Source organism: Rheinheimera riviphila (assembly GCF_004005945.1).
GTDB lineage: Bacteria > Pseudomonadota > Gammaproteobacteria > Enterobacterales > Alteromonadaceae > Pararheinheimera > Pararheinheimera riviphila.
Map to the genome: position 1 here is coordinate 63154 of NZ_SACS01000015.1, position 26317 is coordinate 89470.

The window sequence follows — 26317 nt, forward strand, 5'->3', positions numbered from 1 at the left end:
TTTGGTGCCATACCATCAAAGCTATACTTTTCAATGATGCTGGTTGCATTTATCTCAAGCAGGTTATCTAAACCTATAATGTATGCATACGTAGCGATCACGATATATATAATATTGTCATATTCTGCCCTGAGCTTTATCTATCCTAAGACGTACAACTATGGTAGCGACATAGTTACTGTCGGATTAAACCCACAAATCACCCAAATTTACAAGATCACTCACGATTCTGAATGTATTAAAAATAAATGCAATATTCAGTTTAGAAAAATTTTTTCACCATTTAGTTTCTCTAAATGCTCTGTTTCCGCTTCACCTGAACGTTTTGAAATTATTGTAAGAAATAATTTTTCTATTTGCAATGTCAATTATGGCGAAACCAGTGTGGATCATTCCAGAAAAAAATTTACTTTTGATTTGAATAACGAAATGTCCACGACTATATTTTTCAATATTTATTCTATATTTTTGATGTTGGCTTGTATTTTTGTGTTAAGGAACATTTTCAATAAGGAGGTAAAATGAGCGATTATAAAGCAGTTATACATGTTGACAGCGGTTCTCATGAAAACAAGGCCGGCTATCATGTCTGGATCGTATTATTTGATGCTAATGGCCGTAAACATCAATACAGCTATGGACCAGCTGAAAACCCATTCAATGGACCAGGCGCTTTTAGAGATTTACCAGAGGCGGAAGGGAGGAGCGACTACAAAATTAACATTGACATCACAAAAGACATGTTCGATTCAATGAAGTCAAAAGCCGACGCTTTGAAAGCAAGTCCACCACCATATTTTTTGGTAGATGCACCAAACTTAGCACATTCTATTTTAGGCAGTAACTGTGCAACCGTTGTCAGCGACATTTTAAAGGCAGGTGGCATTAATAAATTTGAAAATTACTTTACTCCAACTCAATACCAAGCGCATATAGAATCGATTCAGGCAATGAAATCCGTTTTTGATAAATTTACTAGTTTGTCAGATAATTTGTCTGGTTACGTGGGAGATATTTTAGATAGAATTAACGACTTATCTGGTTTTTTCGATAATATTGACTCATCAATTCTTGATGGTTTACTGAATTTATCAAACGGTCTGCGTAAAATTCAATCATTTTTTGGCGCTAATCCTACAGGTTACCTTCCAAACGACATCAATAGTTTATTTAATATGATCGACCGCGCAGTCAACGCCCCTCGCGACCCGCTGGTATTAGATTTAGATGGTGACGGCGTTGAAACCGTTGGCACCAATGCCGGTATTATGTTTGACCATAATGGTGACGGACTTAAACATGGCACTGGCTGGGTAAAACCAGACGATGGTTTATTAGTAGTCGACTGGAATGAAAATGGTGTGATCGATAGCGGTAAAGAGTTGTTTGGCGACAATACCATCGTAGATGTAAGTTATAACGGTGTTGAGCGCAAAGCAAAAGATGGTTTTGAAGCGTTAAAAGCATTTGATGGAAATGATGCAAATGGCCAACCTTGGAAAGGTGATGGTGTTATCGATGCGAAAGACAAAATATTTTCGCGGTTAAAAGTATGGCAAGACCTGAATCAGGATGGGGTAACGCAGCAAGGGGAATTAAAGACACTGGCTGAATTAGGCATTTCTTCGATTAATTTAGACAATAAAAATAAAGGTACCACTCAACACGGTAACCGTGTCGACTCTGTCTCCAGCTTCCAGTTTTCAGACGGCCGCGAACATGAAATGAGCTCGCTGTTTTTCGCTGCAGATACTTTTAGAAATAGCTTCAATGACAAAATACCTCTTACTGAGCGAACAGAGAAATTGCCTGACTTTGCTGGTTCAGGTGGGCTGCGTAGTTTACGTGAAGCCGCAACATTAGACGACAACCTTGCAAGTCTATTGGAGACCTTTTCTAAAGCTACCACGCGTTCAGAACAATTGGCTCTGGTCGATGATATTTTATGGCAATGGCATTTAGGAAGCGAGCTGGAAACATTTCACGACAAAATGGCGAAAATTGCTTATCGCAGTTATTTCGACCCTTATAATACTGTATCGATGTTTCCACTTGGAAAAGAATATCTAACTGGTCGCTACAGTGTAATCGAAGCATTTAATGGTCGGCCTATAGAAAATATTGTTTATTCGGAATACCGCGGGGGTGGAGGTGGTGCGGGCTCGGTGGCCAGATCAAATACATCATACTTTTTCTTCCCAAGCATGGGAGCACATTCCAACTTTCCATTCCAGGTCCGAGCTCAAAATGCCGAGCGTTCCATTGAATCAACTTATCAGGAAATATTTAATCAGGTGTTCAGTTCGTTAAGTTTTAAAACTCGGTTAGCTGACATCATTGATTCAGTAGAGCTAAATTTTGATGAAGCTGGAATTAGCTTAAACTTCGAACATTTGGAGGGCAAATTAACAGCTGAAATTTCTAAAAACAAACTTGATGGACTAGCCGATCTATTCGACATCGTAAAATACTACAAAGAATTCGTTCAGGATGGCTCTTGGGATTTTATCTCGTTTTGCAACACACTCACATCATCAGGACTTGTTGATGATGAATCGATATGGGAAAGTAAATTAGGATCCTATATTCAAAAAGCAACAGAAGAATCCACAGACATAAACGGAATTTCATCTGATTGGGAAGTACTGTTGGGAGATAGCCGAAATAATATAATAAACGGCGACAATGGTGACGAACTCATTATTGCCGGACGCGGCAATGATGTAATCGAAGGCCACTTCGGTAACAACACTATGGATGGCGGCGTAGGTGATGACATCTTAAAGATTTCCTCCAGAACGAACAACACCAGAGACTTTAGCAATACCTTTATCGGCGGCACCGGTAATGACCGAATGGAAGGTGCTTTAGGTGCCGATACTTACGTTTACAACCTCGGCGATGGCAACGATGTTATTCTCGATAAATCTAGCCACGATACTGTCGATAAACTGGTTTTTGGCGAAGGGATCACTGGCGCCAATATCACTTTACAACGCTCTGGCAATCACCTCGTTGTGCTGATTACTCATCCACAGACCGGCGAAGTATCCACTATTACTATCGAAGATGCTGTGACAAATAACTTACGCCGACTTGAGCAGATGGTGTTTGCTGATGGCACTGTGATTGATGGCGACTGGTTAGAGAAGTTCAATCTGGTTGGAACAAAAGAATCAGACGAGATACTCGGAACTAATGCCTCAGAAACCATCTACGGCCTGGCCGGTAACGATATCATCGAAGGTGAATTTGGTAACAATACCCTTATTGGTGGTGAAGGTAATGACACCTTAAAGATTGCTTCACTAGCAACCAACACCAGAGCCTTTAGTAATACCTTTATCGGCGGCACTGGTAATGACCGGATGGAAGGTGCTTTAGGTGCCGATACTTACCTCTACAACCTCGGCGATGGCAACGATGTTATTCTCGATAAATCGAGCCACGATACTGTCGATAAGCTGGTATTTGGCGAAGGAATTACTGCCGCCAATATCAATTTACAACGCTCTGGTAATCACCTCGTCGTGCTGGTCGCTCATCCGCAAACCGGTGAAGTCTCTACCATCACTATCGAAGATGCAGTATCAAATGCCTTACGCCGATTAGAGCAGATGGTGTTTGCCGATGGCACTGTGATTGAAGGCGATTGGTTTAGCGAGCTTAGTTACTCAACTCACGGTACCGAAGGTAATGACACCATCACCGGAGATGAAAAGTCAGATGTGATCTACGGCCTGGCGGGGAACGATATCATCGAAGGCGGTTTCGGTAACAATACGATGGATGGTGGCGAAGGTGATGACATCTTAAGGATTGCTTCGGTAGCGAACAACACCAGAGACTTCAGTAATACCTTTATCGGCGGCACCGGCAATGATCGGATGGAAGGTGCTTCCGGCGCCGATACCTATGTCTACAACCTCGGCGATGGCAATGATGTCATTGCAGATAAAGCTGGGGGCACCAACAAAGCCGATACCCTGTCCTTTGGTGCAGGCATTACTGCCGCCAATATCAGTCTACAGCGCAATGGTAACCACCTTGTCGTGTTGGTCGCTCATCCGCAAACCGGCGAAGTCTCTACCATTACTATCGAAGATGCCGTGACAAATTCCTTGCGCCGAATAGAGCAAATGGTGTTCGCTGATGGCTCTGTGATTGAGGGGGACTGGTTTAGCCAGCTTAGTTACGCAACTTACGGTACCGAAGGTAATGACACCATCACCGGAGATGAAAAATCTGATGTGATCTACGGCTTGGCCGGTAACGATGTGATTGATGGCGGTTTTGGTAACAATACCCTCAACGGTGGTGAAGGGAACGACACCTTAAAGATTGCTCCCACAGCGAATAACACGAAAGACTTCCGCAATACCTTTATCGGTGGCAGCGGTAATGACCGGATGGAAGGTGCTCACGGCGCCGATACCTATGTCTACAACCTCGGCGATGGTAATGATGTCATTGTCGATAATTCGAGTTACAACACTGTCGATAGACTTGTGTTTGGTGAGGGTATTACCGCCGCCAATATCAGTTTACAGCGTAATGGTAACCACCTTGTCGTGCTGGTAACTCATCCGCAAACCGGTGAAGTCTCTACCATCACTATCGAAGATGCCGTGACAATCGCATTACGCCGAATAGAGCAAATGGTGTTCGCTGATGGCTCTGTGATTGAAGGCGATTGGTTAGAGAAACTAGCTCTGACTGGCACCACTGGTGATGATAATATTGCTGGCACCAATGCCCATGAGACTATTTATGGCCTGGCAGGACACGATATCATTGATGGCGGTTTTGGCAATAATAAGCTTCATGGTGGCGAAGGCAATGACACCTTAAGAGTGGCTTCAACAGCAACTGCTGCCAAAGACTTTAGCAATACCTTTATCGGCGGCACCGGTAATGACCGTCTGGAAGGTGCTCACGGCGCCGATACCTATCTCTATAACCTTGGCGATGGCAATGATGTCATTGTCGATAAATCGAGTTACACCACTGTCGATAAGCTAGTGTTTGGTGCGGGCATTACTGCTGCAAACATCAGCTTGCAGTGCTCTGGCAACAACCTCGTTGTGTTGGTTGCCCACCCGCAAACCGGAGAGGTCTCTACCATCACTATCGAAGATGCTGTAACACATACCACACGACGTATTGAGCAAATGGTGTTTGCTGACGGCACTATGATTGAGGGCGATTGGTTAGAGAAGCTTGGACTGACTGGTACCTATGATAATGACAATATTGTTGGCACCAACGCCTCAGAGACTATCTATGGTCTGGCCGGGAACGATGTGATTGATGGCGGTTTTGGCAACAATACCCTCAACGGTGGCGTAGGGAGCGACACCTTAAAGATTGCCTCCACAGCGACCAACTCGAAAGACTTCCGCAACACCTTTATCGGTGGTGCTGGCAACGATCGGCTCGAAGGCGCTCACAGCGCTGATACCTATATCTATAACCTCGGCGATGGTAATGATGTCATTGTCGATAAATCGAGTTACACCACTGTCGATAAACTGGTATTTGGTGTAGGTATTACCGCCGCCAATATTAGTTTACAGCGTAATGGTAACCACCTTGTCGTGCTGGTAACTCATCCGCAAACCGGTGAAGTCTCTACCATCACTATCGAAGATGCAATGACAAATACATTACGCCGACTTGAGCAGATGGTGTTCGCTGACGGCACTGTGATTGAAGGCGATTGGTTAGAGAAACTGGCACTAACTGGCACCACTGGTGATGACAATATTACTGGCACTAACGCCTCCGAAACCATTTATGGCATGGCTGGCAACGATACTATCGACGGTGGTTTTGGCAACAACATCCTCAACGGTGGCGAGGGGGATGACACTTTAAAAATTGCTTCAACAGCGACCAACTCGAAAGACTTCCGCAATACCTTTATCGGTGGTACCGGTAATGACCGGATGGAAGGCGCTCACGGCGCCGATACCTATGTCTATAACCTCGGCGATGGCAATGATGTCATTGTCGATAAATCGAGTTACACCACTGTCGATAAACTGGTATTTGGTGCAGGCATTACTGCCGCCAATATCAGCTTGCAACGCGCTGGTAATCACCTCGTGGTGATGGTCGCCCACCCGCAAACCGGTGAGATCTCGACTATTACTATCGAAGATGCGGCCACCAACACTTTACGTCGTATCGAACAGATGGTGTTTGCTGACGGCACTGTGATCAATGGTGACTGGCATAGTCAATTAAGTTCTACATCGATCGGCACTAACAATAATGATGTCATCACTGGCGGCGACAAAGCTGACTGGTTATTTGGCATGGAAGGTAACGACACCCTCAGCGGTGGTTTAGGCCACAACAGACTAGTCGGTGGTGCGGGCGATGACACCTTGAAAATCGTTTCAACACCAGAATTAGCCAAAGATTTCCATAATATTCTGATAGGTGGCATCGGCAACGACCGACTTGAAGGAAGTTTTGGTTTGGAAACTTACATGTTTAATCTGGGCGATGGTCAGGACACCATTCGTGATTTGGGAGGTATCGATAAGCTTGTTTTTGGCTCTGGTATTACGCAGTCACATTTGCAATTGCAGCGAACTGCCGACAACCACCTTGTCATCAGGTTTTTGAACAACAGTGGCGAACTAACCGGAGATCAAATCACTATCGAAAATGCGTTTACAGACTCTGGTTATGCTATCGAAAGCTTAGAATTTGCAGATGGTAGCATTGCACCTATTGATCTTTCACCGTTACCGGATGAACCCGGATCTGAACAATTCTGGAAAGATGCTACATCAGAAAAATATCTGATTGATATATATGGTGTTGATGCAAAAGTAGCAAACCTGATAGATGCGTTGAATGCTTTTGATACAGACACTGACACCGAAGTTGACGTTGCAATCAGTAGCAGATTAATGATTGAGGAATACGCTCTGTAACTACACTTTATTGCTTTACCAGCAATCAAAATTGGCCAGTCAGGTCCACACTGACTGGCCTTTTCTTTGTCTGAAACTGCTTTTTGAGATCCAAAAAAATTAGCTATTTCCCTTCCATAGATAAATTCCAGCTTCACGGCACTCCAACATCTGTTGCACCGGTTGCGCCAGCGCCAGTAGCTCTTCGTCGACTTCGTTGATGATGATTTGCAGTTGTTGGCGCTGCAAATCCCAGGTTTTTCTGACCTTGTTGCCAGTCGTTGGCTGCTGAGTTAGCCGTTGTTGCTCCGCCAGCCATTGCAGCGCGATATCGCTGGTAATAGCGAGCTGAGCCGTGAGGTGCTTTATTCGGGCTTGTTGCTTGCCCTGATAGTTTTTTAACTGCGCCGCAGCTTGTTGCCAGCGCTGAAATTGTTGCTGCAAGGCGTGGATGCTGCTGGCGCGCTGTGCTGCGGTTTGCGGTGCCCTGTCGGACGAGGTGCCGATTGCTGCACAACCGTTTGTCGCCAGCTGCTTCTGTAGCACCACCAGCGCTAGACTTTCCGCTGGTAATGCGTCGGCGAACCGAGCGAGCTCAGCGTCCAAATGATACTGACCACGCACGGTTTTCAGATGATGGCGACTGTAATATTGGCTTTGTTCGACAGTTTCACTCAGCACCAACAAAGCGGCGGCTTCTGCTTCATTACTGGCCAAAGTAGCTAAACCCTGGCGTTGCTGTTGTTGATGTAATAAACCAATGCGGCTGCCGTAGTCGTCCATTTGCTGCAACCGTTGATACATTGAGCTTTCATCACGCATATCAGCAGGCGACCATAGCCGCTCGGCAAAGGCATATAACCGTGGCCACAGTTTTAAGTCCAACAGCGTTGCCGGGACTAATTCGGCCCAAAGCGCGGCTTCTCCGCCTAAAATCAGCTGTTGTTGGGATGCTGCAGTCAAGGTAGGAAGTACGGGCAAGGCCAGTTGCTGTTTGCTATTGCTCGCTAACTTTACCGTCAACGGATAGCGTGTATTGCCCAGCATTGCACTGGCATGCCAGCTGCCGTCAGTTCTTCCCTGCAGCTGAATTTCCGCCGGCCCTAACCAACTGTCGATGGCAAATACCCAGTCACTGCTGCCATCGGCTTTGCTGCGTTGTTGCACCCAGCGTGGTGCCAGTTCACCCCGCGCAGGTACCCGCATCCGCAGTTGTGGCTGTTGCAGGTTCTGTGAGACAGCTGTCGGCAGCAAGATAAACTGGCCGCTCACCGGCTTGTTATTAAAACGCGCCAGCTGAAAATCCAGCACTATTTGCTTGCCGTCAGCCGGTAGCGGGGGCAAAGGCTGCGCCACGCCAACCGGATCGTTGCGATAGTGATAGGAAGTTGGCATCGGCTGATCTAAATAATAGCCAGCCGATAAAATCGTCGGGTGACCAGCGCGGACACTTTCGGCCACCGCATTTTGCCCTTGCCATGACTGCACCAGCACATTTTTTGGTAAATCTTTGTGCAGCACTTCGTCCCAGCCAATCATGGTGCGATTAAGCTGTTTCAGTTGTAGCGCCAAGCGTCGGTTAAAATCGGCATGTAATTCCCCGGCATCAGCCAGTTGTTGCTGTTGCATAAACTGTTGAATGGCCGGGTTTTGTAGCCACTGCTCCGGTTTAACTTCGTCGCCACCAATATGCAGATAAGGATCGGGGAAAATCGCTGCGACTTCTTTTAATAATGCCGCAGCAAAAGCGGTTACTTCGGGCGAGCTGACATCCAGCACTGGTGCAAACACGCCAAAACGTCGTTCCGCTTTGGTCGCTGAACCCGGCTCAGCCAATAACTGCGGATAAGCGCGGCCGATGGCGCTGGCGTGGCCGGGTAAATCAATTTCCGGCACCACGCGAATGCCCAACTTGGCGGCGTAGCTGACCAGCTCGCGCATTTGTGCTTGCGTATAAAACTCGCCGCCCGCGAATTGCGTCAGTTTCGAGTAACTTAAGCTTTCAAAGCGCCAGCCCTGATCATCAGTTAAATGCCAGTGCAACACATTGAGTTTGGCTGAAGCCATGCCCTGCAGCTGGCGTTTTAAATCGGCCAGCGGTACAAAACGGCGCGCACTGTCGATGAGAAGACCACGCCATGGAAACCTGGGTTGGTCTTCGATAGTGACAGTTGGCCACTGACAGTGCGGCGTAGGCGAAGAAGTTGCTGGCAGCGACGGGCAATCCAGTAGCTGAGTTAAGGTCTCCAACCCATATAAAGCGCCGGTACTGGTATTGGCTTGTAAGTGAATGTGCTGTGGCGTGATTTGTAACTGGTAACTTTCATCATCGCCCGGTTTGGGGATTGTGAGCAGTTTGCCAATCTCAAGCCGCAAAGTTGGCTTTACCGCCGTAGTCACCGATTGCAGCAATACCGGCCGACCGGCCTGGGCGGTTAAGCGTTGCTGCAGATGTTGGATTAAATATTTGCCATCGGTGGCTGTGTTTTGGGTCGCGTCCGCCAGCACCAGTTCAACGTCAAGACGCAGTTCTGTTTGATCACCCACCAGCAACAAAGCCCCGGTTTGACGCTCCAGTTTAAGCGGATAAGGCATTAACGGTAGATCGTCCGCAGCAAACAGTGGCTGCGCAGCAAGCAAACATCCCCCCAGCAATCCAAACCTGAACAAGCAGCGCCGCAACATCATGAAAGCTCCGCCTTTAAAGCATTGTCACTGGAGGTAGTTGCAACAGCTGAAACTTCAGTTGAATGCTCCATTTGCGCCCGCTGCGCGGTCAACACCGCCAAAGCTTCTGCACGGCTAAGCCGGTTTTGCGGCGTCAACAACGTCACCAGCACCGCCGCCAAAGCGCTAATCGCAACAGCGGGCAACACCGGATTACCCCAATAAGCTAACCAGTCCGGTTGCAGCAAAATCACAGCCGACACCAAAGGCGCCACAAGCAATGCCGCCAGCGCGCCATACCGGTTAAACCGTTGCCAACCACGACCCAGCAGCGCCAGCACACACATGCCGGAGAGCAACATCGCAATCATGCTGGTGATATAACTGATGATATTGTCGGCGAGTAGCGCAAACAGCAACGCCAAACCGACCACGCCAACCAAGCCAAAACGCGACCAACGCACCACTTTTTCCGCGTGCGGCGTACGCCGGAACAGTAGCGCATAAATATCCCGCAGTAAAACCGATACCGCCGCGATCGCATCGGAACTGGCGCTCGACATGGTGGCGGAAATTCCCGCGAGCAGCACCAACACACCAAGGCCAACCGGTAATAGTTCCAGCGCCAGATAAGGAAAGGCATACGAAGGGTTTTCTAAAGTCGGGATCAGTAACCAGGCGACAGCGCCAAGCAGCGCCGGGATCAGCGAGAAACCTAAATACAACACACCAGACCAGACAAAAGAGCGGCGCACCGTCGACACGTTTAAGCCGGAATAAATCCGCTGCCGGAACGATGGCGTTGCCAGCACGCCGACCAAAATAGCCACCGCCAGCGATATTGACGGCAGGAGTTTTGGCGTGGCAATTTGATGCTCGCGCATCGACTGCTGCAACACATCCCAGCCACCTACCGCGTGCAGCGCAAATAACGCCATCAGGATAAAACCGGCAAATAAAATCAGCGCCTGAATCGCATCCGTCCAAACCACAGCGGTGTAACCGCCAATCACCACATAAATGGCAAAGCCAAAAGCAATCAACAACTTGGCTGAACTTTGGTCAATACCGGTCAGCCAGGCCAGATACATGCTACCGCCGAGAATATGGGCGCCGAGCCAGCCAATACAGGCGACAAAAATAATCAGCGCCACCAGGTTTTTCACCAGCGCATCAGCACCAACGTAATAACTCAGTTCTTCTGACATGGTCATAAAACGCAATTGCCGTAGCGGCGCGTATAACCAGGCCAGCAGCAAAATTCCCAAGGCTCCGCCAACACCATACAAAGTGCCGGCCCAGCCGTGGTGATAGGCATAACCGACCGCCCCCATTGACGAGCCGGTGCCGACCATAGTGGCGACCGTGGTGCCAAGGGTTAACCAAAACGGTAAACTGCGCCCGCCGAGCAAAAAGTCTTCACCGGCTTGTGCCGCGCTACTTTTACCCTCTAATAGATTAGATGCTTGTTGCCGCTTCGCCGCCCACCAGCCGATTGCGATCATGAGCACTAAGTACAGCAAAAATCCGACTAAAAACACCGCCTGATCGGTCATTTTTTTCCCCATGTTGCTTGCTGCAGTCTGCGACATTGGCCGACTGCTTTTTTATAAAATTCGATTCAGAATCCGGACCTAGGGTTGTTTATAACAAGTCACATCCACTTCCACTTTACAATCCACCACCAAGTCAGCCACCGCACAAATCCGCGCAGGTGGATGGGCGGCAAAAAATTCGCGGAACACTTTATTAAAAGAGCTGAAATAGCGGGCATCGGTCAGCACCACGGTGACATGCACCACATGCTCCAGGCCATAACCAGCTTCCTGCATGATTTGAATACAGTTTTCGATGGCAATGCGCGACTGCTCAACAATGCCACCTTCCACCACTTCACCATCACGCATCGGCGTTTGCCCCGACACATACAAAAAACCGCCCGCTTGTACTGCGCGCGAAAACGGCAAATGTTGCCCGCCGGTCCCTACACCACCTTCGGCGCCAAATCTTTTAATCATTTGATCCTCCTGTTTGAACAGCTGCGCGCTTCAGCACTATCGTCAGTGCTTTCGTCAGCTCTGGGGCTGATGCGCTAAAAACCGGCCATGCCGATCAGGGCAGGCCACTCCTTGGTCAAAGGCCAAACCGCCGTTGACGTACACTTGCACAATGCCGTCAGCTTGCGCAAAAGGCTGCACAAAATCGGCGTTATCTTTGACTTTTTCGGCATCAAACAGTACCAAATCGGCGAAGTTGCCGACTTTAATACTCCCGCGCTGCGCCAGCTTAAAATTCTGTGCCGACAAACCGGTCATCTTGTGGATGGCCTGACTGAGGCTAAACAGTTGTAAGTCGCGGCTGTAATGGCCGAGCACCCGCGGAAAAGCGCCCCATAGCCTTGGGTGTGGATGCGGGTCGCAAGGCAATCCGTCCGAGCCAATCATCGTCGGCGGATAACTTAAAAATTGCTGCACATCGGTTTCCGACATGCCGTGATACACAGCGCCAGCCGGCATTAACCGCGCGGCAGTTTCCAGTAACGGCAACTGCCAGTGCTCGGAAATTTGCGCCAACGTTTGGCCGGCAAGCTCGGGATAAGGCTCAGACCAGGTGATAAAAATCTCAAAATCGGCAGTGACCTGTTTTAAATCTAAGGTGCTGGAACTGGCGGAATAGGGGTAACAATCACAGCAAAAATGCTGCTGAGCTGCCCGCTTGCCAATAAATTCCAGAACTTCCCCGGCGCGGCCCCAATTCGCCATACCTGCGCATTTTAAATGCGAAATCACCACTGGCACTTTGAGGTGTAAGCCTAAATCTGCCGCTTCGGCCAATGCCGGAATAATAGCCTCAAATTCACTGCGTAAATGGCTGGTGTAAATTGCGTCGAATTCGCCAAGCGGTGCGCCAACAGCGGCGAGTTCTGCAGCGGGAGCCGCAATCGCATTGTGATAAGCCAGGCCGGAACTTAAGCCTAAAGCGCCTTGCTGCAATGCCTCACGCAGTAGCTGCTGCATTTGCTGTTGCTCTGGCACAGTAGCGGCTTTGGCTAAATCGGTCATCACCGCATGGCGCAACGTCGTGTGGCCAACCAGCGCTGCAGTGTTGACGCCCGGCTTGGCTTGCTGCAGCGCCGCGGCGTATTCGGCAAAACTGCGGTAGGCAAATTCGGCCTGCTGACCTAATAAATTCATTGGATCCGGCGGTGGCGCATCAAGATCGGCCGGTGCCGCGCTGATGCCACAATTGCCGGTGATCACGGTTGTCACGCCCTGGCTAAGCTTGGCCAGCATCGCCGGATTGCGGATGAGCTCCAGATCGTCGTGGGTATGCACATCAATAAAACCGGGCGCCAGCACTAAACCCTGGGCGGCAATTTCGATGCGGCCACTGCCGGGTGTCAGGGTGCCAATGGCGGCAATCCGATCCGCCAGCAGTGCCACATCGGCGACAACAGCGGCAGCGCCGGTGCCATCAATCACGCTGGCGCCGAAGAAAATCCGGTCATACAGCAGATGGCCCGTTTCAGGCTCAAGTTCAGCCTGCTGCTGCGTCCTTGCAACGATCGTTGCCGCGGGTAACAAGCCTAATCCCCCAACGGCAGACGTTCCGGGCCGTGCCGGTGTTCATCCAGTTCGTGTTTGATCCGGCGTAGTTTTTCCCGTGATTTACGCTGATTCAGCACGGCAATCTGGCTGACCAGAATGTCGATGGCCGCCAGCATCACATATCGGGACGCGCTGGGTTTATAGATAAAATCCGATTCCTGGGTCAGGATCGGCAGATGAATATCGGCCAATTTCGACAAGCGGCTGTCCGGGCAAATCGCAATCACTTTGCTGCCATAGTCTTTGGCAATTTGCACTGCAGCTTCCACTTCCGGGCTGTAACCGCTGAGCGACAAACACAACACCACATCACCTTTGTCGACGCTGGCCGCAGTCATCCGCATCAGCAGTGGGTCAGAATAGGCATTGCTTTGCACACAAAGCCGGAACAACCGGTGATGACATTCCTGCGCCATAATCGAGCTGCCACCGCCGACGCCATAAATCAGCACTTTCGGCGCCTGGATCATCAAGTCGCTGGCTTGGTCGATCATCTCCTGGCTGATGAGGCCGGTATTGAGCTGCAAAATTTCATTAATGGCGGCATAAATCGCCGGAATATCTTTTTTCTCGACCGTTGAGTCGCTGATAAACCGCTCACCCACCGCTACCGACTGCGCCAGTTTCAGCTTCAGATCCCGTACATTGCTGCACTGCAGCGCCCGCGCTAAGCGGGTAATACTGGCATGACTGACTTCTGCCTTGTCGGCCAGCTCGCCAATACTGGCGCTGGCGGCGTAGTTCAGATCACTTAAAATCAACCGCGCTACTTTTTGCTCGGATGGCCGCAAATGGGCCAGACATTCATGAATTCGCGAAACTATATCCACCTGAGGTTTCCTTTAAGCTTTGGCCGCTGCGCGCACTTTGCTAAAACAACGCAACAGCAGCGACCTGGGTTACACCCGAAATTTTTCTAAAAAAACGTTTCATACCAACGCCGGACCTGATAATCCTCATCCAGCACCGCGACATACCGCCACTTATCGAGGGTCAGACAAGGGTGCGAACCGGCAAAACTCAGCATATCGCCGACCGCTAGATCGCAGTCGGGCGGAAGCTGTAACAGCGCATGCTGATCCATGATTTTACTAATGTGCATTCGGGCATCGGCCGCTTTGGGCTGGCGTTGTGTTGGCTGAATGCGTGCGGACTGATTTTTTGCAGGCTCAGCATCTGGCCGAAAGTGCTGGCTGACCTTGGGCAACCCAGCGTCAAACGCCATATCGCGTTTACCGAAGCCAATAATCGCCAGCTGTGGTTCTGGCCGGGACAACACATAAGCCCAAACTTCCAGCGCATTGTGCAGCTCCCCGTTCACCTGACAAGCCAAAGCACTGCGCTTTAACAGGTCCTGCTGCGCTTGCTGATAAATACCCAGATCAAAAAACAGATAACAGCCGGGGCGAATAAGCTTCATAAAATTGTCGGGCAATGCCGCTGCTTGAAACGCTTCGCTGACGAGGTCATAAAACGCTGAACCAGCACCACTAAGTAAAATTTGTGGTGTGGCGAATAACTGTTGTTGCTGCAATTCAAGGCTAAAACCAATGCAACTTTGTATAAACTGACGGATTGCGGCGCTTTGATCCGGCGCTTTAATCACCCCTTCGTAAAACTCCACCCCAGCCAGCAGCAGCGCTTTGCTGTGTTTTACCTGCTGCGCCAGCTCCAGCGCGGCATCGAAACTACGCACGCCACTACGCCCGCCAGCAACACCTATTTCCAGTAACACCTTTAAAGTTAAACCTTGGCTGCTGAAAAAGTTGTCGAGCTGCGTCAGGTTTTCCGGTGAATCGAGCAGACAATAAAATTCGATGCCCTGTTGCTGCATCGTGGCAACCTGCTGCATTTCAGCACGGCCAACCAGTTGATTCGCGAGTAAAATTCGCTTTACACCATGCGCAGCAGCCACCAGCGCCTGTGGCACGGTCGCCAGCGTCATGCCCCAGGCTCCAGCGGCGATTTGTTGTAAAAATAGCGCAGGCAACATGCCGGTTTTGCCATGCGGCGCCAGCTGCACCCCGGAAAGGTCGGCAAACTGCTGCATCCAGCGGATATTGTTGGTTAATTTCTGCTGATCCAATACCGCTATTGGCAACGTCAGTTCGCCCTGCAGTAAACTGCGTGCGGCACTGGTAAATTCGCCAGTGCTGTTATTTGGCATTGCTGCAATAGCTGACGAGGGAGGCAATAGCAACTCATTCTGCCCAGCCAGGCCTTTGGTGATCCGCATCTTGTGAGAGTTCTCCGCCATCCGAAACCAGCATCGGGGTGTCTGAAAAATAATCATTGAACTTCACTAAAATATCGTGTTAAAAGATAACAGGCAAGCAAATTAATTAAAGTTACTTAGTAACAGGCGACTTTAATCAGTTGCAAGCCGTTCCTGAAGACCCACCGGTCGCTTTTTGCTGGTGGTCGATGATGTTATCAAGTGCGATGTAGTTTTGGGGGTACTCCGGTACCCCTCTTTTTCACAGTGTTACCTTTTAAACACTTTTAGAGTACAAATAATCGACAAAAGGATCTGTCCATGCTCACTCAATTCTTCCACGTTAGTCTATTGCTGCTGGCAAGCCACGCCAGTTTTACTGCCACTGCCGATATCAACCAAGCTTTGCTACATGAAGTTCGAACGGCAGAGAATAAAGTACGAGATGATGCACGCAAACCTTTACAAACACTCAGTTTTTTTGAAGTGACGCCGCAAAGTACCGTGGTTGAAGTGTGGCCGGGCTCGGGTTGGTATACCGAAATTTTGGCTCCGTTATTGGCGGACAAAGGCAAACTGTACGCCGCACATTTCTCCGATAAATTCACCTTGCTGCCGGCCGACTATATGCAAAAAGGCCGCACTGACTACCAGACAAAACTGGCGTCGCACCCGATCTACAAAAATGTCACTGTGACTGAATTTGCGCCGCTGGCAGGTTTCGCAATCGCGCCAGCGGGCAGTGCTGATGTGGTGTTATCGATCCGCAACCAGTTATATATGTTTGATGGCGAAACTTCCTTAAAACACGCCTTGGCCAACTTTTATCAGGCACTGAAACCGGGTGGTGTATTAGGCGTCGTCGCCCCGCGCTTGCCTGATCACATGCTGGCAAGTGATTGGAAAAAAACCGGTTACGTGCCACAACAGTTATGGTTAAAACTGGCGAAAGACGCGGGTTTTACATTTGAAGCCAGCAATGATCTGCTAATCAATCCAAAAGATACGGCCGATCATCCATCAGGGATTTGGTCGTTACCGCCGACTTTAGCCGGTGATGAAAAAGATAAAGCCAAGTACCGGGCCATGGGTGAAGCCACCCAAATGATGTTGAAATTCCGAAAACCGCGCATGTAGCGGTCTATTTCGCCCCTTCAGTAAAAAGCCCGCAAAAAGCATAGGAGTGGCAGTGGCACCATGGCCCAGTTTGAACTGATCCATGCCTTAAGAAGTGGCTGATACTGCCCTGCTGTACCAGAGCCCGAATTAACTGTTTAATTTGTTGAACCAAGGCAGCAATCGTACGGATTCGTTCCGTACTATGGCATAACATTCACAACTTAAATGCTCCAGCTCAGTACGGTCGTGCACCTGAATATGGCCGCGGCGGTATTCCAGCACACCCATCCGCTGTAAACGGCCCGCAGCTGCGGTCACACCTTCCCGACGCACGCCCAGCATATTGGCAATCAGTTCATGCGTCATCACCAACTCATTGCCGTCTACCCGGTCCAGGGATACTAACAACAACCGACAAAGTTGTTGATCTATGGTGTGATAGCGATTGCACACCGCAGTTTGTGACATTTGGGTGATTAAGGTTTGGGTGTACCGCAGCACGGTTTGCAGTAAAGCGCCGTGACGATTAAATTCATCTTTTAACCGCTGCCCCAACAAACGATAGGCGTGACCAGAACTTTGCACTAAGGCTCGATTGGTGGTGCTGCCGCCGCCCATAATCAGTGGCACGCCAACCAATCCTTCGCTCCCGACCACCGAGATTTCAGTGCAAGCGCCATTTTCCATCACTTGCAATAATGACACGATAGCGTCGGTTGGAAAGTAGACATAACGTTGGGTATCACCGGATTCATACAAGACTTTGCCAAGCGGTAATTCAATTAAATCCATATGGGGACACAATCGTTCCTGCACATCAGTCGGCAAGATAGCTAGCATTTGATTTTGCTGTAGGGTCGTTGAGTGAGGCATCTTAAACTCCATATCGACGTTTGCGCTCAATACCGATCAGCTGCAGGATCAATGATTCCTGCTTTGAAGTACGGGGGCATCGAACACAGGATTAAGTTCAAATGACATTCATCTGTGGATTACAGATGTAAGTCTTTGTCATTCCTGAGTTTTATTCGTCACCTGTAGCCAGTGTCCTAAGGTTTAAGCTACAGACCAGAACAAAGCGGATGCTTTGCCATGGAATTTATGTTCAGTAGCTATAGGCCCCTGCCGATTAACAACCACTGAACAGCTGTTCTCGTTTTATGGACGAGGGCATTCGAAATAGTTGGTTATTGCTGCGTGAAAATTGTAGGGAAAACAACGGGATGTGTTGAGGTATTAGGGGCAGCCAATGTCCGCAGCCCCCAAACTTATATGACGATTAAACTACTTTGTGTTGCTTGGTAATAAATCCAGCACTACCTGCCAGGGCACATATTTCAGATTCTGACCTTGCTCCGGCATCCGGTTTCGACCGTCCTGCACGATCAGCGCCCCATGTTCAAAACCCGGGCCTAAGGTTCGCACCGTTAAATCCAGACCATCGGTTTCGGAGCTGCCGTCAATACCAAGCTGTGGATTGGTGGTGACGCGAAACTTCAGTAGTTGCCGGTACGGCGCCACGCCCTGATAGAGCACGTAACTGTCGTCACCCTGACTGGACGCCAGTAAATACGGCGTTTTTCCTGGCGCAAAAGCTAAACCTTCCACGTCATCGACTAGCTCCACGCCATCAACCAGAATAATTTGCTCGCCGATCACAGCCGCATCGGTGGCAGCGTCAAAGCGCCAGATACCGGTATCTTCTTCTCCGACATAAAGCTGTTGGCGCTGGTCATCGGCGACACAACCTTCCGGCTGACCTTTGACTTGCAGGCTGCGCACTTTTTTCCCGCTCCAGCTTTGGCCGTCGCTGTGCAGCTGATATTGCTCCACCAGCCCGGATTTATCGTTCACAAATACATAAATTTGCGCTGCGGTTGGCTGAAACATGCATAGCCCATAAATCTCCTGCATCGCTGTCGGAATTTGCCCGGCGACTTTAACGCTGCCGTCATCCGCAATCGCAAACAGCTGCAAGCTATTGTTATTGCGAAGGCTTGCCACAGCGACATCGTGTGGTTTGCCTTGAAAGTGCAAGCCATAGCGCAAGTCGACATTATTCAACCGCCCAACCGCCAGCTGTTGCAGCCGTTTGCCGGCCATGTCATATACTTCCAGGCCATTTCTTTTGTCGGTGGCGAGGATACGGCTAAGTTGCGGTTGGGTGGGATGGTGCCAAATCGCCGGGTCGTCAATGACATCGCCGCGCTGTGAAGCGGCATGACTTTCGGCAGTGGGTTGGACTTGTTTCACAGGCTTGGCTGGTTTGATTGCTGCTGGAATTGCCATCACAGCAGGCAATGTCCACTGCTGCACTGGCACCGCATCTTCGGTCGTGACAAAAACCTGCGCTGCTGCAACACCAGTCACAACGGACATCGCCGCCACAGCATCGTCACCAAGCGACCAGCTTTGCACGGATGTATTGGTGGTGGCCTGCTTGCTGTCTGCAACTATCCGCAACAACCGCGCCGGCTGTTCTTCCAGCGCCAATACGCTGCTATCCGGCAATACCGAAAGTGCAACTATCTCAGATTGAATATCCCCAAACGGCTGTTTAACCTGCACTAATTCGCGGCCTTCATCAGCTTCGGGTTCGGCCTGATAACGCCAGATGGCATTGGGTTCACTGACATACAAAGCAGCGGAATTGGCATCTACAGCACAGGCTTTGCTGTCATAAGGCACGGCTAATTCGCGGATCACCACAGGTGATGGCCGCCACTTGCCCGCTTGTTGTAATAACAGCTGATCAGCGCCACCACGGCCACCAAGTAAAAACAACGACAATTGCTGATTTACCGCACTTTGGTAGAAACACAAATCTTCCACCACCCGGCTATTAATCACCTGTTGCAACTGCGGCTGCAGTTGGCCGTTGTGCCAGAGCCACAGATGCAGGCTTTGCGTATCCGCTTCCATCGCCGCCAGCAGCAAACTGCCATCAGCAAGGAGCTGACTGGTGAGTCGGACAAAGTTACCGGAAGCGCTCGCCAGTGGTTGTTGATTGGTTGCGCCAGCAGCTGCCAGCACTTTCAGACCTTGCTGATCCAACACAAATTGCAAGCTTTGTCCGGCCACTTCAGCCGACAAATAATGATGGGCAGAAGTTCGCAACAAAGTTTGTACCGGTACAATCGCCGCGGTATTTTTAGTTGTTTCTTTCGCGGTATCAGCCTGCACCACAGCGGCGCTGATGGCCGAAGAATGCTGCGTACCACAACCCAATAACAGACTGGTGATGGCGGCAGTGAACATGAGTTTTTTCATTTCTTTTATTCCAAATTCGTAATGAACGGGCTGATTTTCAGCCGCTAACCACATCAGCGGTTGGCCTTTGACGCCAAACCAAAATCATCGCCTTCCCAACATTTTTTATTGGCAAGCGTCGTCCTGTCCGGATTACCACAACGTCGCTGCGGTAACAGTTTGCTTGGCGCAGTTTCCAGCAGGCGTTTGCTGCCATCGGGCTGGCGCTGCAGTTCAAAACTGTCATACAGTTTGCCGCTGACGGTCAGCGACTGATATCGCAGCACATCGTGGTCAAAATCCAGCAACTGAAACAACTGCGTATCTTCTGCCACTTTTTGCATGGCACGACGCGCCGGATCGGCCACCAGATACATTTTTGGCCCCGCCACCGACACCAAATAAACAGTGCCGGCATGCGCCTGACTGACGCCGCTGGCAAAATTCCGGCCATATACATGGTCGTGCCCTTGCAGCGCTAAATCGACACCGTATTTTTCGAATAACGGCTGCCAATATTGCCGTAGTCGCGGATTATCGCGGCCTTGCGACACCGAAAACATCGGATGGTGGTAACTGACCACAGTCCAGCGCTGCGGATTTTTCGAAAGCACTTGCTCCAGCCACTCTGCCTGCAGTTTCGCCATCGCTTCGTTTTCCAAAGCTTCGGTCGAGTTGAGCGCAATAAAACGCACGCCTTGGTAATCGGTAAAGTACACGGTGTCACGTAGCGGCTGCGGGCCATTTTGCACCACCCCAAACTGGGCGCTAAACTGCGGCGAGAGCACCCGGCGTTCCTGCGGCGTGTCTTCATTGAGCTTCAGATATTCATGGTTACCGGCCACAATCAACTGATTCACCATCCCTGCTTGCCAGCCCGCCGCATCAAACCATTCGCCCCACTCGTTATCGAGCACACCGTAACGCGAGTTGACCAAATCACCGGCATGGATCATCAGTTGCGCATCAGGTGCTTTGAGCAAAGCAGCGCGGGCCACACGGGAAAAATGTGACTTCAACGAGTTTTGCGCATCACCAAAATAAATGGCGCGAAAAGGTGCGAATTCCGCCTTGGCGGTGCGAAACTGCAGCCATTCACTCCAGGTGCCGAGCCCCTGCACCCGATAGGCATAAAGCGTATCTGGCTGCAGATCAGGAAAAGTCAGCTGATGGTGCGCGCTTGGACCATTGTCAGTCTGAATTTGCCGGCTCTGGGCGCTAACGCGTTTTGCCGCAAGATGCAAAGCCGGGCCATCAGCGGCTGGCGCAATTTCGGCGACCAGCGGCGACGGCGACAGCCGAGTCCGCCAGTTCACGGTTTGCGATAACGCCGGTGTTGCGGTGGGGATCAGAATAATCCGATCCGGAAATACCGTTGCTTGATAGCGGCTAACACCTGCCGGCACCAGCGTATTGCCCTGCGGATCAGCTTCCTTTGCCGCCATTGCTGCGCCGCGTTCTACACTCTCTACACTCGCTGCACTCGCCAGACCTACCAGACTCACCAAACTCAGCAGCAATATCGGTGTTTTCAAGCCCATAAATGTTCGCATCACCGCCCCTTACCAGTTGGTGATCTGCAGGCCCAGCACAAAGGTGCGGCCGTAGGTTTCATACTGGAAGTTATAAGCCTGACGGCCAGTGTAGGCGTAGTATGGCTCGTCGTTCAGATTGACCACATTAAAGTACAGCTGGATGCCACTGTTAATTTTGTATTTGCTGCTGAAATCAAGCTGCAAGTGATCATCAGCGTAAACGTCATAAGCGCTGTCGGTGAGATCGCCGACTTCCGCCAGATAAGCTGATTTATAGTTAGCCGCAAGGCGTAAGCTCAGTAAATCACTTTCATAACCCAGCGCCAGGTTGGCTGTTCGGTCTGACTGACTCGGCAAACTGGTGTTACGTTGTTGCCAGTCACCGTCATCCAACCAATCCAGCTCAGCATCTGAACCGGTGATGGTCAGGTTGGCGGAAATTAACAGCTGATCCAGCCAGTTACCATAACCCGCCACCTGATGCACAGCATTGAGTTCCAGACCATATAAGCTGGCATCTGCGCCATTGATAAAGGTCTCAGCTTTGGCGAATTCTTCATAGCCCGGCTGACCGGCAAGGTCGGCTTCGTAGATAAAATTGCTGATTTGTTTGTAAAACAACATGCCGGACAACACGCCGAGCTCATCCGCATAATGCTCAAACCCTAAGTCATAGTTGGTAGAGCGCAGCGCTTTTAATGCCGGATTACCAAAACTGGCTTCTAAATCGCCATCATCTTCTTCCAGCAAATAAGCCGGTGCCAGTTGCTGAAAGTTCGGCCGAACCAAACCGGTACTCACGGCAGCCCGCACAATGCTTTGCTCGGATAGGTTGTAACGGCCAATCAGCGCCGGCAGCCAATAACCTTCACTGGTTTTCAGCTGGTTCTGACTAAAAACTTCAGTGGTAGCATCGTAGCGCACACCACGAGCATCGCGTTGTTCGTGCTCGTAACGCACACCGCCGATCAACTGCCACTGCTCGCGTTCCCACTGCGCCATCAGATAAGCGGCGGATAAATCTTCATCCACCTGATAGTTATTAATTTGCGACTCAACCTCGTCGACAAAATCGTTGCGATCCAAGGAATTGACCAGCGCATAAATTTTCGCTGGATCAATCGCCTGTCCCATTGGCCCCAAACCGTAGTCGACAGTGCCAGTAGCGTAATCGCTCAGCCCAAGCTTGCTGACGCCTTCTTCATCCAAGTCGCCAAAAGCCCAGACTTGTTCGTCGGCGGTTTTTTCGCGCTGACTGAGTTTAAAACCGGTTTTTAACTGCAAAGCACCGTTCGGCTGAATAATTTCGCGGCTTAAATCAAACTTCGCATTACGTTCGGTTTCTTTAGTGAAAGTGTCGCCCATTTCCACTTCATCCAGCTCATAGCCTTCGGCCAGATAAGCGTCCGTTGGCGTCGTTAACTTAATTTGTTGTTGGCCAGTAAAGCCCACGCCTTCATCAAAATCCTGCTCAAAATTGGCGGCGGCAATATTAAAAGGCGTATCTTCATCGGCTTTGCTGGTACCTGCTTCTAATAGCCATTCCCAGTTGCCAACCAGCTGTTTGGTGCCGAGCACCAGTGCGCTGATACTTTGCGCTTCATCCCGTTGTTTTAAGGAACGGATCAGCGTTGCTTCACCGGTTTGACCGGCCTGCAGCGGATCGGCGAGTTCCACAATCAAGCCTTGGCGCTGTTCGGCATCGGTAAAACGGCTGTATAAACTGCGCAGGTAATATTCGCTATTGTTGCCCGGGCGATAATCCAGATTCAGCGCCAGACCTATCCGTTCACGGCTGATTTGATAATCGCGCAGTTCAAATTCTTCCAGACCTTCGTCAAAATCCCAGCTACCGCCGGTTTCAACGTTGTCAGAGCCAAATTTACGTTTGGCGTAACTGCCGGCCAGCGCAATGCCGAACGCATCGGTTTCACCACCAGCGTCCAGAATAGTGCTGTACACACCGGAAACTTTGGGGCTATGGGCGCTGACCAGCTCGTTATAGCCGTTTTCAGCGGTCAGCGAATAAAAGTCGCTGCTGCGATCAAAGGCCGACAAACTTTTAATTTCCACGGTGCCGCCAAGCGATCCAGCCGGCATATCCGGCGACAGCGTTTTATTCACTTCCACCGATTCCAGTAAATCGGATGGGATCACATCCAGCGCCACGGCGCGACGCCCGGCTTCCGGTGCCGCCAGCTGGGTGCCATTGTACGTCACGGCGTTGTAATCCGGTGCCAGGCCACGCACCCGCACAAAACGGCCTTCGCCCTGATCCCGCTCTACCGATAAACCGGCGAGGCGTTGCAAAGCTTCGCTAACGTTGCTGTCCGGAAACTGCCCCAGCTCGTCGGTGCTGGCGACAGTGACAATGCCACCGGCGTTGCGTTGCCGGTTCAGCGCTTTACTCATGGCGCCGGACTGGCCGGTGACTTCGATATGTTCCAGCTGACTGCTGGTTGCTGAGTTTGCAGCTGATTTTGACGAGAGCTTAATATCTGCCAGCAGCAATGGCGCATCGGCAACCTGAACTTTCAGCGTGCTAATAGCTGCGCCCAAATAATCGACCCGCAGGGTGTAATTTCCGCTTGGTAATTTAGGGAACAGAAACCGGCCATCAGCCGCGGTGGTGCGCTTGAGCTGCAGTTCCACAATACTGACTTCAGCGCCCGCCAGCAGTTGTTGGCGGTTATCAACTACCCGACCGCTGACCGGTGCATCCGCCAGTGCCGGGGTGGCCAGACCTAATGCCAATGTACAGGCGATGCTGGTTGCTGCCAGTTTAAATTTGGATTTATTCAAAGAGTTGGAATATTTCATAACATCCTGCCGGAATCATTAAGTGACTGTTATTAAGTGACTGTTTTTAAGTGACTGCGGCTATTGTCAAAAATCTGTATGACAAAACAGCCGTCACTAATAAAGCAATATGCGCCCGATTGACCCGGGTCTTTGCAGCGCAGCCGCTGGTGTTTTGGTCATAATTTGGTCATGCAACAGTCACGCGGACGTCATCCGGATCGCTGAAGATGAAGTTTTGTTTTGATTTCCAAGGACGAACCGCATGTGGCGTCAACATCTGGATAAACTTTGCGGCAGTCTGCTGCTGTTGCTGCTGGCAATTTTGTTAGCTTTTCAGATCGGCGACCTGAAAGCCGATGGCCGGGTCGATTGGTGGGATAGCCTGGGCGAAATCACCACTTTGCTGGTTGCTGCCAGCTGGTTGTGCCTGATTGTCTGCAGCAGACCACGTGGGCCTGTGACCAACTGGTTGTTTGCCGGTAGTTTTTTACTGGTGTTTTCTTATAGCCTGGATCTGCTGGACGAAGTGCTGAGCTATCCCGACAGCATCCGGCTGATGAGCTGGCTGGAATCTTTTCCGGCGCCACTGGGCATGGTGCTGCTGACCTTTGGTTTGCTTGGCTGGCATCGCGAGCAGTTAGCCATCAACCGGCAGTTGCAGGTGCGGGAGCTGTTTTTACGGGATCACCAACTGCTGGATCCGCTGACCCAACTTTATGGTCCGTTGTATCTGCAGGCGGTGCTGGATCGCGAATTGGAACTACACCGGCAACAGCAACAACCGTTGTCGTTATTGATGCTCGATATCAGCGGCTTTTCTGACTATAACCGCCGATTTGGCATTGCCGCTGGTGATCACTTCCTGACCCAGTTCAGTGAACTCCTCACTCATCAGCTGCGTCAACGCGATTTAATTTGTCGTTACGCCGGCGACTGTTTTGTCGCGTTGTTGCCACAAACCGAAGCCGCCACTGCGCAAGTACTGAATCGTCATCTGCAACAACAGCTGCAACAATGGTTGCCCGAGCACAGCATCGAGCTGACCGGCGTGGTGCTGGAATTCAGCATCAAACATCACCAACTGATCCAAAATGCCGAAGCTGCGCTGCAGCTGGCCAGCAAAGAATTGGCCAGAGCCAAAGCCACGACTGCAGCTTTGCAGGTTGTGACAGTGTGAACCCGGAAACGCTATTTTTTAGCTATCAGGACAAGGTGCTGCTGATGCGGCACCAGGTGCCGGATTTGCTGGACATGGCGAAAAGGCGCGGCGCGAGCAGCAGCCAGTTACTCAGCGGCACCCGGTTATTTGAAGCGGATTGCCACAAACCGCAATACCGGATTGACGCGGCCGCTTGGCTGAAACTGGTGGCGAATTGTCAGCAATTGCCCAGTCCGGAATTACCTTTTCTGACCGCCAGCGCTTTATTGCAAAACCCTTATCTGGCGTTATGTCAGCTCGTCAACAGCGCCCGCGATTTACGCCAGGCTTTGGCGCAGTTGCTGTATTTTCGCCAGCAACTGGCGCCTTATTTATATGTGCAACTGCAAAGCGGCGCCTACAGCACCCGCATCGAATTAAGGCCGGGCATCGGGCTTGGTGCACAGCAGCGATTTATTGCCGAAATTTGGTTGTCATTGTTGCTGCAGCTGATCCGGCATCAGCTTGGTAGCACAGCGGGTACGGTGATTTACTTACGTGAACTAGCCACCAAAACCGCCGCTGCAGAACATACCTTCTGGCAGACCGAAGTACGGTATCAGCAAGCTTGTGATGGCATTGAAATCGCCAATTCATTGTGGCGCCAGCCTTTTTCTGGCTGTGACGTCGCAGCTTTTCAAAACGCCAGGCGCATTTGCCGCCAGCAACAACGATTATTGCCAAAACGACCTGGTGTATTGGAGTTTGCCGGTCGTGTTTTAAGACGAGCGCTACCGCAGCTATTATCACCAGAGCAATTGGCCGCAGCGATGGCGCTGACCCCAAGCGCGTTAAAACGTTTACTGGCGCAGCATCACACCAGTTACAGCCAGCTGTTAGACGAAGTGCGGAACCAGTTGGCGGTGTCGCTGCTGACGCAACATGAACTGTCCAACAAACAACTGGCCGAGCGTTTAGGCTATTCCGACGAGCACAATTTTCGCCGCGCCTTTAAACGCTGGACTGGGCTAATTCCGAGTTTGTTCAAAGTATAA

General features: G+C 50.5%; 14 protein-coding genes. 4 read left to right on the plus strand and 10 right to left on the minus strand.

The features are described 5' to 3' along the window. Positions 1 to 521 precede the first annotated feature (521 nt). Positions 522 to 6950, plus strand: coding sequence for a beta strand repeat-containing protein (locus EOE67_RS13890; protein ID WP_127699937.1), 6429 nt, complete (start codon positions 522 to 524; stop codon positions 6948 to 6950). A 99-nt stretch (positions 6951 to 7049) separates the two neighbouring features. Here EOE67_RS13890 and EOE67_RS13895 read toward each other — a convergent pair whose 3' ends face one another. From EOE67_RS13895 to EOE67_RS13920, 6 genes are all read right to left on the minus strand, one after another. Then, a complete protein-coding gene (locus tag EOE67_RS13895; protein WP_164852340.1) occupies positions 7050 to 9569 on the minus strand; it encodes a beta-N-acetylhexosaminidase in 2520 nt (839 codons plus the stop codon). A gap of 44 nt (positions 9570 to 9613) precedes the next feature. Beyond that, complete coding sequence (locus EOE67_RS13900) at positions 9614 to 11188, minus strand: sodium:solute symporter family protein (RefSeq protein ID WP_206099601.1); 1575 nt, start codon at positions 11186 to 11188, stop codon at positions 9614 to 9616. Positions 11189 to 11230: 42 nt separating this feature from the next. Further along, positions 11231 to 11614, minus strand: a complete 384-nt coding sequence (locus tag EOE67_RS13905) for a RidA family protein (RefSeq protein ID WP_127699939.1) — start codon at positions 11612 to 11614, stop codon at positions 11231 to 11233. A 54-nt stretch (positions 11615 to 11668) separates the two neighbouring features. Beyond that, positions 11669 to 13180, minus strand: a complete 1512-nt coding sequence (locus tag EOE67_RS13910; RefSeq protein ID WP_206099602.1) for an N-acyl-D-amino-acid deacylase family protein — start codon at positions 13178 to 13180, stop codon at positions 11669 to 11671. A 2-nt stretch (positions 13181 to 13182) separates the two neighbouring features. After that, positions 13183 to 14034: a MurR/RpiR family transcriptional regulator gene (locus EOE67_RS13915; protein WP_127699940.1), complete on the minus strand. Its 852-nt coding sequence runs from the start codon at positions 14032 to 14034 to the stop codon at positions 13183 to 13185. 86 nt (positions 14035 to 14120) lie between these two features. Then, a complete protein-coding gene (locus EOE67_RS13920; protein ID WP_206099603.1) occupies positions 14121 to 15461 on the minus strand; it encodes an amino acid deaminase in 1341 nt (446 codons plus the stop codon). A 279-nt stretch (positions 15462 to 15740) separates the two neighbouring features. On the opposite strand from EOE67_RS13920, the gene EOE67_RS13925 reads away from it, so the two are divergent. Next, a complete protein-coding gene (locus EOE67_RS13925; protein ID WP_127699941.1) occupies positions 15741 to 16556 on the plus strand; it encodes a class I SAM-dependent methyltransferase in 816 nt (271 codons plus the stop codon). A 129-nt stretch (positions 16557 to 16685) separates the two neighbouring features. Here EOE67_RS13925 and EOE67_RS13930 read toward each other — a convergent pair whose 3' ends face one another. The 4 genes from EOE67_RS13930 to EOE67_RS13945 all read right to left on the minus strand — a co-directional run bounded on the left by EOE67_RS13930 (position 16686) and on the right by EOE67_RS13945 (position 24142). Next, positions 16686 to 17411, minus strand: coding sequence for a Crp/Fnr family transcriptional regulator (locus tag EOE67_RS13930; protein ID WP_127699942.1), 726 nt, complete (start codon positions 17409 to 17411; stop codon positions 16686 to 16688). Positions 17412 to 17822: 411 nt separating this feature from the next. After that, complete coding sequence (locus EOE67_RS13935; RefSeq protein WP_240652820.1) at positions 17823 to 19808, minus strand: phytase; 1986 nt, start codon at positions 19806 to 19808, stop codon at positions 17823 to 17825. 53 nt (positions 19809 to 19861) lie between these two features. Then, entirely contained in the window at positions 19862 to 21340 is a 1479-nt protein-coding gene (locus EOE67_RS13940) for a purple acid phosphatase family protein (protein WP_127699943.1), read from the minus strand. Positions 21341 to 21349: 9 nt separating this feature from the next. Further along, positions 21350 to 24142, minus strand: a complete 2793-nt coding sequence (locus tag EOE67_RS13945) for a TonB-dependent receptor (protein ID WP_127699944.1) — start codon at positions 24140 to 24142, stop codon at positions 21350 to 21352. A 244-nt stretch (positions 24143 to 24386) separates the two neighbouring features. On the opposite strand from EOE67_RS13945, the gene EOE67_RS13950 reads away from it, so the two are divergent. Together EOE67_RS13950 and EOE67_RS13955 are read left to right on the plus strand one after the other, a co-directional pair. Next, the gene (locus EOE67_RS13950) at positions 24387 to 25301 is read left to right on the plus strand and encodes a GGDEF domain-containing protein (protein WP_127699945.1); all 915 of its coding nucleotides are present in this window, start codon (positions 24387 to 24389) and stop codon (positions 25299 to 25301) included. Then, a complete protein-coding gene (locus tag EOE67_RS13955) occupies positions 25298 to 26317 on the plus strand; it encodes a helix-turn-helix domain-containing protein (protein WP_240652821.1) in 1020 nt (339 codons plus the stop codon). The genes EOE67_RS13950 and EOE67_RS13955 overlap by 4 nt, the downstream gene beginning before the upstream one ends.

Excerpts from the sequence above, each read along its gene's own strand:
- EOE67_RS13945 (WP_127699944.1), bottom strand. The coding sequence starts at position 24,142 with ATGAAATATTCCAACTCTTTGAATAAATCCAAATTTAAACTGGCAGCA.
- EOE67_RS13950 (WP_127699945.1), top strand. The coding sequence starts at position 24,387 with ATGTGGCGTCAACATCTGGATAAACTTTGCGGCAGTCTGCTGCTGTTG.
- EOE67_RS13925 (WP_127699941.1), top strand. The coding sequence starts at position 15,741 with ATGCTCACTCAATTCTTCCACGTTAGTCTATTGCTGCTGGCAAGCCAC.
- EOE67_RS13935 (WP_240652820.1), bottom strand. The coding sequence starts at position 19,808 with ATGAAAAAACTCATGTTCACTGCCGCCATCACCAGTCTGTTATTGGGT.
- EOE67_RS13930 (WP_127699942.1), bottom strand. The coding sequence starts at position 17,411 with ATGCCTCACTCAACGACCCTACAGCAAAATCAAATGCTAGCTATCTTG.
- EOE67_RS13890 (WP_127699937.1), top strand. The coding sequence starts at position 522 with ATGAGCGATTATAAAGCAGTTATACATGTTGACAGCGGTTCTCATGAA.
- EOE67_RS13940 (WP_127699943.1), bottom strand. The coding sequence starts at position 21,340 with ATGCGAACATTTATGGGCTTGAAAACACCGATATTGCTGCTGAGTTTG.
- EOE67_RS13905 (WP_127699939.1), bottom strand. The coding sequence starts at position 11,614 with ATGATTAAAAGATTTGGCGCCGAAGGTGGTGTAGGGACCGGCGGGCAA.
- EOE67_RS13900 (WP_206099601.1), bottom strand. The coding sequence starts at position 11,188 with ATGTCGCAGACTGCAGCAAGCAACATGGGGAAAAAAATGACCGATCAG.
- EOE67_RS13920 (WP_206099603.1), bottom strand. The coding sequence starts at position 15,461 with ATGGCGGAGAACTCTCACAAGATGCGGATCACCAAAGGCCTGGCTGGG.